13 protein-coding genes are annotated in these 13,749 nt (G+C 40.4%); 11 read left to right on the top strand and 2 right to left on the bottom strand.

The features are described from left to right. Positions 1-48: 48 nt before the first annotated feature. Positions 49-3,321: a 6-bladed beta-propeller gene (locus GXP67_RS23695; protein WP_162445411.1), complete on the bottom strand. Its 3,273-nt coding sequence runs from the start codon at positions 3,319-3,321 to the stop codon at positions 49-51. 346 nt (positions 3,322-3,667) lie between these two features. On the opposite strand from GXP67_RS23695, the gene GXP67_RS23690 reads away from it, so the two are divergent. The 11 genes from GXP67_RS23690 (at position 3,668) to GXP67_RS23640 (ending at position 12,726) form a co-directional block, all read left to right on the top strand. After that, the gene (locus GXP67_RS23690) at positions 3,668-4,888 is read left to right on the top strand and encodes a cytochrome c (protein WP_162445410.1); all 1,221 of its coding nucleotides are present in this window, start codon (positions 3,668-3,670) and stop codon (positions 4,886-4,888) included. 44 nt (positions 4,889-4,932) lie between these two features. After that, positions 4,933-5,688 (top strand): hypothetical protein, encoded by a 756-nt coding sequence (locus tag GXP67_RS23685; protein ID WP_162445409.1) that lies wholly within the window; start codon positions 4,933-4,935, stop codon positions 5,686-5,688. Positions 5,689-5,826: 138 nt separating this feature from the next. Continuing rightward, the gene (locus GXP67_RS23680; RefSeq protein WP_162445408.1) at positions 5,827-6,033 is read left to right on the top strand and encodes a hypothetical protein; all 207 of its coding nucleotides are present in this window, start codon (positions 5,827-5,829) and stop codon (positions 6,031-6,033) included. A gap of 242 nt (positions 6,034-6,275) precedes the next feature. Further along, positions 6,276-6,716 (top strand): DoxX family protein, encoded by a 441-nt coding sequence (locus tag GXP67_RS23675; RefSeq protein WP_162445407.1) that lies wholly within the window; start codon positions 6,276-6,278, stop codon positions 6,714-6,716. A gap of 232 nt (positions 6,717-6,948) precedes the next feature. Then, on the top strand, positions 6,949-7,803 hold the full coding sequence (locus tag GXP67_RS23670) for a 3-keto-disaccharide hydrolase (protein WP_162445406.1): 855 nt from the start codon (positions 6,949-6,951) through the stop codon (positions 7,801-7,803). A 33-nt stretch (positions 7,804-7,836) separates the two neighbouring features. Continuing rightward, entirely contained in the window at positions 7,837-8,469 is a 633-nt protein-coding gene (locus GXP67_RS23665) for a 3-keto-disaccharide hydrolase (RefSeq protein WP_162445405.1), read from the top strand. Positions 8,470-8,563: 94 nt separating this feature from the next. Continuing rightward, on the top strand, positions 8,564-9,493 hold the full coding sequence (locus tag GXP67_RS23660; RefSeq protein WP_162445404.1) for an ROK family protein: 930 nt from the start codon (positions 8,564-8,566) through the stop codon (positions 9,491-9,493). Positions 9,494-9,539: 46 nt separating this feature from the next. Then, complete coding sequence (locus tag GXP67_RS23655; RefSeq protein ID WP_162445403.1) at positions 9,540-10,106, top strand: hypothetical protein; 567 nt, start codon at positions 9,540-9,542, stop codon at positions 10,104-10,106. Positions 10,107-10,270: 164 nt separating this feature from the next. Beyond that, positions 10,271-10,840, top strand: coding sequence for a D-sedoheptulose-7-phosphate isomerase (locus GXP67_RS23650; RefSeq protein WP_162445402.1), 570 nt, complete (start codon positions 10,271-10,273; stop codon positions 10,838-10,840). A 208-nt stretch (positions 10,841-11,048) separates the two neighbouring features. Next, positions 11,049-11,789 carry a nucleotidyltransferase gene (locus GXP67_RS23645; RefSeq protein WP_162445401.1) on the top strand — a complete coding sequence of 247 codons (741 nt, stop codon included), beginning with the start codon at positions 11,049-11,051 and terminating at the stop codon, positions 11,787-11,789. Between the two features lie 145 nt (positions 11,790-11,934). Beyond that, positions 11,935-12,726 carry a metallophosphoesterase family protein gene (locus GXP67_RS23640; protein WP_162445400.1) on the top strand — a complete coding sequence of 264 codons (792 nt, stop codon included), beginning with the start codon at positions 11,935-11,937 and terminating at the stop codon, positions 12,724-12,726. Positions 12,727-12,850: 124 nt separating this feature from the next. Here the strand turns inward: GXP67_RS23640 and GXP67_RS23635 are convergent, their stop codons facing one another. Next, positions 12,851-13,648 carry an SDR family oxidoreductase gene (locus GXP67_RS23635; RefSeq protein ID WP_162445399.1) on the bottom strand — a complete coding sequence of 266 codons (798 nt, stop codon included), beginning with the start codon at positions 13,646-13,648 and terminating at the stop codon, positions 12,851-12,853. Between the last annotated feature and the right edge of the window lie 101 nt (positions 13,649-13,749).

Below are 13,749 nucleotides of genomic sequence, written 5' to 3'. Positions count from 1 at the left end.
GCTGATCACCGCTTATGAGTAAGCTTGATAAAATACAGGGATAATCACTTATTGTTTGATAATTTTTTTTCTGACTGTTCCTTTGCTTGTATACATTTCTAAAATGTACATTCCTTGTTTGAGGTTTCCTATAGAGAAATTTATATTATTTACTCCGTTCGTTTTTATATAAGTAAGCACCTTTCCAGATGAATTTACGATCTGAGCATACAGTATTCTCATATCGTCCTGTATTTCAACTTTTAAATGCTCAAGAACAGGATTTGGATAAACTTTTACCAAATCAGTTAGATATTCATCTAAAGCAGAAAGTTTAACCAGGAATGGCTCAGACATAATTGCCTGACCGCAAGGCCCTGCAACAGATACCTGATACCTTCCTTCTTTACTTACTGATAACATCCACTCAGTAGCTCCCTCTATTGCTTCTCCATCCAGATACCACTGATTGCCTACAAGGCTGCTAGAACTAAGGTTATTATTAGTAGCTGTGATAACAGGCTTGATGGGCAGAATACAAAAACGCTGAATTACCTCTTCTGCAGGCCAATAGTTGACATTTCCTAACTGTGATGCTTTAATAATTACTTCACCGATTCCAGTCATTTTTAATGTATTATCTACCAGTGAAGCAGGACCAGAAACTATCATCAGATTTACTGGAAGTGTGGAGCTTGCATTGGCAATAATCTGAAAAGTAGAATCTGCCAGAATTTGATCGGCCAGGTGATCAAAATGAATTTTTTGAAAAGATTTATTTACCTGCAAGGTTTGATTTGCAGTTTCCGCCGGGTTATAATTATCATTTCCGGCCTGGTTAGCAGTAATTATAGTAGTGCCTACGCCTGCAATCGCAATATGATTAGCTGATATTGTAGCTACTGCTGCATTCGAACTGGTATAGGTAATAGGAAGGCCGGCAGAAGTAGTTAAGGGTAATGTAAAAGATGAATCGCCATACGTTTTTACAGGAATTGAATCCAGATGAATTATTTGATTTGCTTTTTTAACCAAAAAAGTTTTATGCAATTCGGCGGCCTTGTAATAATTGTCTCCCGCCTGTGTGATCAGAAGCGTAACTTCTCCGGCTCCGGTTAAAGTTAGTACATTACCCTCTAGTGTAGCAGGTCCTGAAACCATTGAAAATGTTAAGGCAAGTCCGGAACTTGAATTACCTGTTAAGGTGAAAGGCGCATCACCATACGTTCTATCTGCCAAGGCATTGATACTAATTTGTTGTTCTGCTTTTGTTATCAGGCCGCTAAGCGTAACCTGATAGAGCTTGTTATCCGGGTCATTGGTTGAAAACGAAAGATTACCTGTATAGCTACCTACTTTATCAGCTAATAATTTTAAAGTGAAAGAAGCAGTAGTTCCGGCTTCAATACTTTCCGGAAATGTACTATCAAGCGTGAATCCCTGAGGTAAAATTAGATTAGCTACTTTCAATATGCCTTTCCCAGCTGTATTATCAATCGTGAAAGCAGTATCAATGGCATGCAGGTAATGGGTTTCTCCGATATTAAAACTTGTATTATTTTCAACAGGAGTAATGCCGTTTCTCAGGCTGATCTGAGGCGCCAAACTAAATTTTTGTACACGATGATTATATGCATCAGCCACGTAAATACTACCCTGAGCATCTATTGTTAAGCCCATTGGCGCAAATAATTGTCCATTGCTGAAACCATGGGTGCCAGTTTTTGAAATAAAGTCTCCATTGGAATTAAATTGCTGAATGTGGTGATTACCAGCATCTGCCACATAGATATGATCTTCACTATCGATGGTTATACCTATTGGATAAGTCATCTGCCCATCAATTGAGCCTTTGGTACCAAACTTAGAGAGAAAAACACCATCATTACTAAACTTTTGAATCCGGTGATTCTCCTGGTCTGCTACGTAGATTGAGCCTTGTGAATCTATAGCTATATGAGCAGGGTAGGCAAACTGTCCATTTGCAGAGCCACTCGAACCGAACTTTGACAGAAAATCGCCATTACTGGAAAACTTTTGAATCCGGTGGTTATATTGATCCGCCACATATATATTTCCTTCTTTATCTAATACAAGTCCATGAGGATTTTTAAACTGCCCATCTGCAGAGCCATCACTGCCCCACTTAGCAAGAAATTCTCCCTGGGCATTAAATTTTTGAATCCTATCGTTTTCTTCGGATACATAAATATTGCCTTGCTTATCGACAACCACACTATTAGGATAGGTAAACTCGCCATTATCAATGCCCTCCGATCCAAAAGCAAAAACAAAATTTCCTGCTGCATCAAACTTTTGGATGCGATGGTTACCCCGGTCGGCCACATAGATATTGTTATGCTCATCTAGTGCTACATCTAAAGGGGTAAAAAATTGTCCCGAACCTTTCTTAGGTTCGCCTACTACTGAAACAAATGCTCCTGCTGAATTAAATTGTTGAACCCTATGGTTCCATCGATCGGCTACGTAGATATTACCCTTTGCATCCAGGGCTATTCCAGTCGGTCTATCCAACTGGCCCTCTTCTTTTCCCTTGGTACCAAAACTAGCAAGAAAATCACCTGTGCTAGAAAATTTCAGAATCTTATTGTATGAATCAGTAATATACGTGTTGCCTTCTGCATCTATCTCTATATCCTTAGAAGATTGGAACTGCCCAATGCCTGTACCCTGTGACCCAAACCTCATAATAAACTGGCCATCCGAATTAAATTTCCGGATGCAGTTTCTATCTGCTACATACAGGTTGCCCTGCTGATCGAAAGCTAATGCTCTAGGGCTTATAAATTGATAATCTCCACTGCCATAGGAACCTACAGATGTCAGCCATTGCCCATCCGGATTAAATTTTTGAATTCTGTTATTCCAGAAATCAGTTACATACACATTACCCTGTACATCTACCTCTATGTCCTCAGGATAATAAAATTCTCCATTGCCTATCCCATGAACACCAAACTTTAAAAGGAATTCTCCCTCTGGATTAAACTTTTGAACTCTGTTATTATAGTAATCAGTTACATAAATATTTCCTTGTTTATCCAAGGCTACACCGGTTGGTTCGTAAAATTGTCCATCGCCAGTACCGAAAAAACCAAACTTCAATAGAAGTTGGCCACTACCCGATACCTTATACACACAGTTGATATGCTGATCTGTTACATACATATTACCCTGCTGGTCAAGCGCTAGACCACCAGGGCCGGTAAACTGAGCTATTCCCTGTGCCCCTATCTGCCATTCATATACATATTGAGCCTGTGAGGTATTGAAAAGAAAGAAGAATTGAAACAGACAAAAAAGTAATATTTTAATATTCATAAAGCCTATTTTGCATCAGGGTGAAGAAAGGTAGAAATCCTATAAAATGCATATCATAGTAATTCTACCTTTGCAAAGCGCAAACCTATCAAAAAGGCAAGCCTTTGAGTAAGCAGATGATATTATTAGTCCACAGAAGATGTAATTAAAAATAGGAGGATAGTAAAATCCTATAGAAAATATTAATTCTTTGAAAGAATAAGAATAGTGGACCAGTCTCTGATTCAGTGGAAACAATGAATTGATAAGAAGAAATAAATTTTCCTTCCGTTCATATAAAATTCATTGGATGGCTTTCTAAAAACGCCCATTTTGCCCGCATATTTATTCATTAGTAGTCTATTACATGTTTACCCGGTTTTTAAAAAGGGCTATACCCTTTGGTTTAACAGCTTTTGCTTGTTGCTTTTCTATTTCCTGTAGTGTTCCCAGATACTCAGCTGAAACTATCCCTTTACAGGTGCAGGCAACAGAACCCTTCCTGGCCAGAGGAAAAGCGCTTGTTACGATGATGTGTGCCGATTGTCATACCAATCCTGTTACAGGACAGTTAAGCGGAAAACAACTGGCAGATGTGCCTAAAATTATGGGAACCTTATATTCTAAAAACATCACCCAGCACCCACACAACGGAACTGGCACCTATACTGATGGACAACTGGCCTATTTGCTGCGAACAGGCATTAATCACCGGGGATATTTGTCGCCCATTATGGCAAAACCCGGTATCTCCGACCAGGATCTGCAAGCTATTATTGCGTATCTCAAACATTCGCCTGATAAAATGGTGCAGGCTGCCGATGTAGAAAGTCCGGAATCCAGATACAGTGCGCCTGCAAAAATGGCTTTCCGTTTTAAAATCAGGCCATCGCCTTATCCAACGCAAGCTATTGCCACCCCAAGCCTGACTGATAAAGTAGCGTATGGGAAATATATGGTTCGTATTCTGGGATGTTATGAATGTCATTCCAAAAGTATGGTGAGCATTAATAAGGAGGAACCGGAACAATCGAAAGGATATATGTCAGGCGGTGCCAAACTAAAAAGTTTGGATGGAAAAACAGTACATGTACCTAACCTGACGATGGACAAGGAAACCGGCATTAGCAGCTGGACAGAAGGGGAATTTATAAAAGCCATCCGGGAAAGTACAGCACCTGGCAACCGGATTATTACCTTTCCCATGCCTAATTACAATGCACTGAGTATAGAAGAAGCAGGCGCCATATATGCCTATATTCAAACCCTTCCAGCGGTGCGAAATAAAGTAAAACGGAATACAATGCCTGTTACTAAAGTTAACACAACTGATATATTGGCCACAGGAAAGCAAGTATATGCCAGATATGGTTGCCAGGCTTGTCATGGAGAAGATGGCATAGGCGTAGCAGACCTGCGTAAAGCTCATGCTGATTTTCCGGACGATGCCAGTTTGGAAGCTTTTATTAAAAATCCCGGTAGTGTACATCCCGGAACCCGGATGCCTGCTTTCGGCAACATCATTCTCCAGGAAGAATTTAAGCCCTTGCTTGCTTATGTACGCTGGCTGGGAGCAAGGCAGAAATAAGTTATTTCTATTTGTATATTAGCTTTTATGAGGCTAGTTGAATTATGAAAAAGAATTTCACATTCGATACAGAAACCTACAATTATTGGCCCATCTATGAAGCTATTAAAAAATATTATCCATTAGGCATTTTCCAAAATGATGAAGATTCTGCATCGTATCAAAGTTATCCTGGCTTACGGGAGTTAGAAAAAATCTTGTTAGAAAATATACATAATGAAGAAAGTTATCGAAAGGATTGGATAACTTTTTTAGACTTTTTAAAGGATGAGTTCAAAAAAGAAGTCATAGGAACAACCTATGGAAATTCTCCTTGTTTCAGTGCATATATTAAGTTAAAGGAAAAGTTATTCGATAATATAACCGTTTATAAAGAATTGCATTTTGCCATTAGCCTACTATGTCCTTTTTACAGTATATATGGTCTTGATTATACTACGCTTACACTTGAAAAAGAAACCTATAAAGGACAAGAAGCATATTCTAATTTGGATGATGAAGATAAATTACAATATTTTGAAGCAATCAATTCTATGACAGTTTCTCCTTATTCAGAATACAAAGAATATTTTATAAAGCTTGAGAGAAAAATCAAAGAAAGGTTCACTAATTATAGGCTAGTTCCTCATAGTATTAACTGCATGTATTTAAGTGGTTTGACTTTGTTCAAGTCATTCAGTTACAGTAAAAAAAGTTGTACTATTCATAGTGGGTTATTTCACGACCATTTTGAGGTAAATACAAAAGTACATTTAATACGAGGAGATGAAGAGTACGGAAGCAAGCAATGGGAAATATAAATAATTTCATAGCTAATAAGCTAATAATAAGTATCTCAACAAATAAGTCGATCCAACATAGGGCTAATTAAGACGACAGTTTTAGTGCTCATATGACAACAAATATTTATCATAATACATCTAGCAAACCAGACACTAATGAAGATAGAAGTGGAAATAGATGATGCGCTGGTACAAGCCTTGGGCGAAGAAGCCATCAAAAACTACCTTGCTCAGAAGGCCAGACAACTGGCCACATCTTTACAGACGGATGTCAGCGGAACATCACAAACCACAGAGGAAGCAGATCAGGAATCTATTCAGAAAGCCTGGACGCAGTTCAATAAAAGAGGGCCTTCCTGTTAGCAATCAGCATTACTATACAATTATAGGTGAGCCTATTGGCCAGCTTAATCCTAAGCAGATGAATGTACATCCCTGACTCTGCTGCATCACCCTCCTTTCACCTACCCTGGCCTGCTTTTGGTAAAGCATCTCCTCGCCAGGAAATAAAATTACGCTGCAAAATATTCTCTGGTTAACCTTCTTACAGTTTCCAGAGTTAAAGAATAAAATTTATTCATTAACCCTTTGAACCATCTTTGTTTATGAATTCTCCTCATACATCTACCACCCAGAACATATGCCGCATAGGTTTAGGACTATTTATGTTGCTGGCAGGTATAGGTCATCTTACTTTTAAGCGGAAGGAATTTCAGGCACAGGTACCTGATTGGGTGCCCTTGAATGAGGATCTGGTGGTGATCGTATCTGGTGTGGCAGAAGTGGCTTTAGGAGGGGCCATGGTGTTTCTTCCAAAGCACAAAGTTAAAACCGGTATCGCTTTGGCGGCATTTTATGTAGCTGTATTTCCTGGTAATATATCACAATACCTGAATGGGATTGATGCATTTGGCCTGGATACCGACCAGAAAAGATTTGCCCGCCTGTTCTTCCAGCCCGTGCTGATTGTCTGGGCGCTTTGGAGTACCGGCGTTTTCCAATGGATGCATCAGAACAGAAAAAAGTCCAGGAGTTTGTTATCATAAGTAGCAATACGATTGAGAGGATAGCAGGAAAATATACCTTCCAGGTTCACTTCCCTGTGTTTAGTACCATTATTTGTTTTCTCTTGACCTTGACCGGGGTATGATATACACTGTCAGAAAAATAATACAAACCTGTCTTTGTTTAGTGAATTTTCCTATATTGATGCCTCATTATTCTGATCCATACCAGCTACTTTGAATAAAGAAGATAAAACCTTACTACCTGAGATGTATGTATTCATCCTTTAAAACCGGCCTGGCTATAACAGCATTTTTTATGGCTACTGCCTGTGATTCCGGGCAGAAATCCGACTCACAAACAGATACTACGGCTGTTGCTTCTGATACTTCCACTACACCTACCACTCCTGTAGGCACTACAGCTACCGGCGACGTTCCCGCAGGTGCTACCAATACAGCGGCCCTTAATACACTCACTGATCAGGAAAAAGCAGATGGCTGGAAATTGCTGTTCGACGGACAATCCACAGCCGGATGGAGAGGGTATACTAAAAAAACGTTTCCTGAAAAAGGCTGGGAAGTAAAAGATGGGGCACTTTCCGTTTTGGCATCTAAAACCGAAGGAGAAGGCGGCGGGGATATTATTACTGAAAACCAGTATGAGAACTTCGACCTCAAATTTGAATTCGACTATACACCGGAAGCCAATAGCGGCGTACTATACCGGGTGAAAGAAGTACCCAATACACCCAGCTGGCACTCTGCCCCGGAATACCAGGTAATTGATAATGCAGGCTGGGCCAGAAAAAACGATCCCAATTTTAATATGGACAAACACCGCACCGGAGATAATTATGATTTTCATGCGGCTCCGGCTGATTATTCCAAGCCTGCCGGTGAATGGAATGAAGGACGCATTGTGGTGAACAACGGAAAAGTTGAACACTGGCTGAATGGCAAACAAACGGTATCCTATGACTTCAATTCCCAGGAATGGAAAGACCAGGTAAAAAAAACCAAGTTTGCTCCCTACAAAGACTATGGTGCCAACAAAAAAGGCCATATCGGCATACAGGACCACGGGGCAACCGTTTACTACCGTAATATCAAAATCAAAGAATTATAATCTTTACCATTTATCACTTATAAACTGTTTACAATGAAAAGTATATCCCAAGTAAAAATTAAATACCTCTGCCTGTTAATTGTTACCATTGCCCTTAGTGTTGCCTGGATACATCCTTCCTTTACAATAAAGAAAGTATCGCTGTTTAATGGAAAAGACCTGAGCGGATGGAAAATATATGGTACTGAAAAGTGGTATGTTGATAAAGGTGATCTTGTTTGCGAAAGCGGACCAGATAAGCAATATGGATACCTGGCTACAGATAAACCTTACAAAGATTTTGAGCTAACCCTGGAGTTTAAACAGGAATCGAATGGAAACAGTGGGGTGTTTTTCCGCTCCAGCATCGAAGGCACCAAAATAAGCGGCTGGCAGGTAGAAGTTGCTCCCCCAAACCATGATACTGGTGGAATTTACGAATCGTATGGCAGGGAATGGCTGGTACAGATTCCGGAAGAAAAAGAAAAATTCCTGAAAATGGGTGAATGGAATGAATTAAAGATCAGAGCAAAAGGCGATCAGGTAACAACCTGGCTCAATGGCAACCAGATGGTTGATCTGAAAGACGCAAAAATCGGCGCTGCTAATGGTTCTATTGCCCTGCAGATTCATGATGGCGGCGGTATTAAAGTACGCTGGCGCAAACTGATGATAGAAGAACTATAATATCTCTCTTGTATCCCTCTCCAAAATGGAGAGGGATTTTTTTCTCCATCTGTTTTTGAAATAGATATTAAGAGCAGAAGCTTAAATCCTTTATATGAGTTTTCTGGGAATTGAAATCGGAGGCACCAAACTCCAGATGGTAGCCGGAAATGAACCTGGTACCATTCTTCAAAAAATCTGCTTACCTATAGACAAAACACAAGGTGCTGCTGGCATTCAACAGCAAATTGAAGTTACCTTACCTGAGTTGGTTTCCTCTGCAAAACCATCGGCAATTGGAGTTGGTTTTGGCGGTCCGGTAGACTGGCAGGCTGGTAAAATTTGTGTTTCTCATCAGATTTCTGGCTGGTCTGGATTTGATATGCGCAGCTGGCTGGAAAATATGAGCCAGGTTCCGGTTGTGGTGGAAAATGATGCCAATGTAGCTGCACTGGGTGAAGCGGTATATGGGGCAGGCATCGAATTTCCTATTGTTTTTTACGTCACAATAGGTAGTGGCATAGGCGGAGGACTAATTGTAAACAAACAAATTTATCATGGTGCATTACCGGGAGAAGCAGAAATAGGCCATATCCGGCTAGACCGGAAAGGAACGACGATTGAGTCGGCTTGTTCCGGCTGGGCGGTGGATAGAAAAATACGGCAGGCCGTACAGCAACATCCCAATAGTTTACTTCATACTTTAACTGCACAAGTGAGCTCCGGCGAAGCCAGATTTTTAGCCTCTGCCCTGGCACAACAGGATGCACTGGCTATTCAGATTTTACAGGAAGTAGCCACCGATCTTGCTTTTGGTTTGTCGCATGTAGTACATTTATTCCACTCGAATGTGATTGTGCTAGGAGGTGGATTATCTTTGCTGGGCGAATCTTTACAGCAAGCTGTATCAGCAGCCTTGCCAGGTTTTTTAATGGAAGCCTTTCTTCCAGGGCCTCAAATCAGGCTGGCAGGTTTGGGAGAAGATGCCGTGCCGATAGGTGCGCTGGAATTAGCTAAGAGGTATTTTCTGAATTCTAGCGCATAACTAACAACCTATTAAATAGATTTGATCCTTTGTTAAGTTTATTCAAATGGAAGAACTAAAAGAATATATAAAAAAGAAGTGGTTTTCAGCTTACAAGCATTTGTCCCAAACTGAATTAAAAGATATTTACGTCTTCTCGTTTTTTGTCTATGATGACGAAGATGATCCAAGAAGACCTACATTAACCATTGGATATAATACTACAACAAATTTCAACGAGCAAATAATTAATGCATCAAATGAGCAGGAAGCAAAATGGAATTATGCATTTTGGTTACAAAATGAGATTGAATTAATTGGCACAGAAGATGACAAAATAGGAAGAAGATTAATTAAAAAATGGATTGTTGAAAACAAGTTATATTATTCTGATAAAGAAGAAGATGAGGATTTTGATGTTTGTATGGAAAAGGGAGAGAAGATAACTAAACAATTTATCGACATCCTCATCAGAATAGTAAAAGAAACTCATCATTCTCAATTAACAGATTTACCCATACTGATTCACGAACTTGAATACTATGACGTAATCAGAGATCAGAATATTCAAGCAAATGGCACTGAACGAGTGAAAGAGTTCACTGAATGGATAAATGAAATGTACAAGAGATGATTCTATTTTTAGTATTACTTCATACAATTAATATTGGATAATTTATAGTATTAGCAACGACCATTTAACAACCTAAGCCCTTTATCGATATCAACTAAACTTTGAAGCATTATTTATTACTTTAATCTTTGTACTTAAATTAACCTGCTTGATTAAATATACATATGAACGAATACCTAGCCACCTATATACAAGCCCAGAAAGATGCCCTGGATTCTATTCCTGTACAGGAAGTTACCAAACTCATTGAAACATTCAGGAAAGCCTTGCAGGATGACCGGCAGATTTTTGTATTCGGCAATGGAGGAAGCGCAGCTAATGCTTCCCATTTTATGACCGACTTGGGCAAAGGTTCTTCTGACAAAACCAACAAGCGTTTCCGCTGCCTTTCTTTAAACGACAATATGAGCTGGATTACGGCACTGGGAAACGATTATGCCTATGAGGATGTATTTGTGCGGCAATTGATGAACTATGCCAAACCAGGCGATCTGGCCATGGTGATGAGTGTAAGCGGCAATTCGCCCAATTTAGTAAAAGCCATCGAATGGGCAAAAGCAAACGGAGTGTATACAGTAGCCCTGGTTGGAGCCAAAAAAGGCCAGCTTGCCCAATTAGCTAATCATACAATTGTAATCGATTCTACCCACTATGGCCGGGTGGAAGATGCCCATATGGGAATTTGCCACATGATTTGTTATGCCTTTATGGAAATCCCCGGCCTGCAAGCCTGATCATGCTTAGGTAGCTTATACAAAGCTCAATTTTATTCTACAGGGTATCCCTCCTATTTCTTCCCCGATGTAGTTGTTGGATGGTGAGCTATGCACAAATAATCAATGACTTTCGACCCATAAATTACTTCCATAGACTTCCCTCTTATTTTTGCAACAAATATTCTAAAATAGAGTATATGCCTACACTTTGAGAGGAAATCACTTTATGATAGAAGCTGACGAACAAACCAAAATTGCTCACGAATTTTACCGGAATGCCTTGCAACTGCTGGCTGACAATAACTTTTCGTTTCTGGTAGGAGGAGGATTCGCTTTGCGCCGCTATACAGGCATTTTCCGGGATACCAAAGACCTGGATTTGTTCTGTAAGGCTGGCGAATATCCCCGCATGCTGAAACTATTTGCTGAACATGGCTTTGTAACCGAAATTACTGATATACGCTGGCTGGCTAAGGTTTATAAAGATGCCAAATACATTGATCTCATTTTCAACACTGTAAACAACATTTGTACAGTAGACGACAGCTGGTTTGACCACGCAGTGGAAGGAGAAGTATATGGAATTCCTATCCGGTTTATTCCCGCAGAAGAACTATTGTGGTGTAAAATATATGTACAGAACCGGGAGCGCTACGATGGTGCCGACGTTAATCACATTATACTCAGATATGGCCATCAGTTAGACTGGAAAAGAATCTGGTCGAGGCTGGAGCAGCACTGGCATTTATTGCTGGCACAGGTACTGAGTTTTCAGTTTGTGTATCCATCCGAACGGGATATTATTCCCAGATGGCTTTTTGATACTTTAATGGAGAAAGCCAGAGAACAATATGAATTGCCTTTACCCATTGAAAAAGTGTGCTTAGGTCCTATTATCGATCAGACACAGTACGAAACTGACATCAGGGAATGGGAATATAAAGTAATCACCATGCGTACCGTCTGATTCTGGCAGCTTTGTGATAAAACATAGCGGTATTTGCAGCCAAAACAGCAAAATTCCGTTACAGGTAAAAACGAGTAGATGCCGCACAAACAATTATTGTAAGTGCCATACATCCGCATTGACAGACCTATTTTTTATATGCACTATGGAAAAACAGCTCACCATTTCAAGAATTGCAGCCGTTGGCGACATACATGTCCGGGAAAATGACCAGGGAAAATGGCACTCTTATTTTAAAACTGTTTCTGAAAAGGCAGATGTATTGCTGCTCTGCGGCGACCTGACGGATACCGGACACATGAATGAGGCGGAAGTACTGGCAGAAGAATTAAAATCCTGTTCCATTCCGGTGGTGGGTGTACTGGGTAACCATGATTACGAGCGGGATCATCAGAAAGCTATTAAAAAGTTGCTTGAGAAACAAGGTGTACATATGCTGGATGGGGAGTTTGTAGTAATTGGCGGTATTGGCTTTGCTGGTGTAAAAGGATTTGGCGGAGGGTTTGATAAACATATGCTATCCATGTTTGGGGAAAATGCGATGAAAGCTTTTGTACAGGAAGCCGTAGATGATGCCCTCCGCTTAGATAGAGCCCTTGCACACCTGGATACAGAATATGCCGATATGAAAAAGATTGTGCTTACCCATTATGCTCCTATTAAAGCAACCGTAATAGGCGAGCCTGAAGAAATATTTCCCTTTTTAGGTTCATCCAGGCTGGCAGAGCCCATTAACCGGCGACAGGTTCTGGCCGCCTTTCATGGACATGCCCATGTGGGAACACTTGAAGGTGTAACCTCTGCTGGTGTAAAAGTTTTTAATGTAGCCAAACCTATCTTAACAAAGGCAGGGTATGAAAACCCATTTTATTTGTTTGATGTGAAAAAAGAAACGGTTAAAAGTGTTGGGGCTAGTGTAGCAGGCGCAGGTGCTTAATTAGTTGTTGGTTGTTCGTTATTAGTTGTTAGTATTTTGCTGCCAACCGATATTTTGTAAGGCGATATAATGTTTTATAAACCTTGCTAATAACTATCAACAAATATCCAACTACGAGTACCTATTATCCCATCAGCAAAGATTCAGCGCCATCAATCCAGATAGGAGTGCCGGTTATATGACTGGAACGGTCGGAAGCAAGAAACAAAGCCAGTTGAGCCACCTGTTCACTTTTGCCAGGTTTGCCATCTGTTAAGGGAATTTTTCCTTCCGGAAACTCTACCGGTTCTTTTTCTGAAGCCAGATCCCGTTTGTTGGTATTATCATCAATAGAAGTTTCAATGGCTCCCGGACAGATCACATTTACCCGGATACGGTGTTTAGCCAGTTCAAGGGCTGCCATCTGTGTAAAAGCTACTTGTGCCGCTTTTGTACAGGAATAAGCCGTAGCTCCGGTATTGCTAAAAATTCTGGTTCCATTCACAGAAGATGTAATGATGATAGACCCACCTTGCTTTTTGAGGTGTGGAATAGCATATTTTACCGTCAGGAAAGTGCCTCGTAGGTTGATGTTTATGGTTTTATCCCATTCTTCGGGAGCTAATTCTTCAATAGGCGCCCACACGCCATTTATTCCGGCATTGGCAAACACGATATCCAGTCTTCCCAGTTTTTGTACAGCTTCACCAATGGCATTTTCCATATCAGCGGCCTGAGATATATCGCCCAGAAGCAGTATGGCTTCTCCTCCATTTTCCTTTACCTGATCTACCGTTTCTCTGAGTTCATCTTCGGTATGGCCAAGGGCAGCAATTGAAGCACCTTGCCGGGCAAACAGCAAGGCAGCTGCCTTTCCAATACCTGAACCTGCTCCGGTAATAAAAGCAACTTTGCCTTCCAGTTCTTTGCTGTTATTTTCCATAAATTATTATTTTGTTGTATGCTTTTCACCTACGGAAAAACAGGAGCTAAGTTTATAATCAAAGGGTAATGTAAACCCTGGTTATTTACTGAATAAAAACC

The sequence above is a fragment of the Rhodocytophaga rosea genome, assembly GCF_010119975.1.
GTDB lineage: Bacteria > Bacteroidota > Bacteroidia > Cytophagales > 172606-1 > Rhodocytophaga > Rhodocytophaga rosea.
This window is presented reverse-complemented; position numbering and strand designations above follow the sequence as displayed.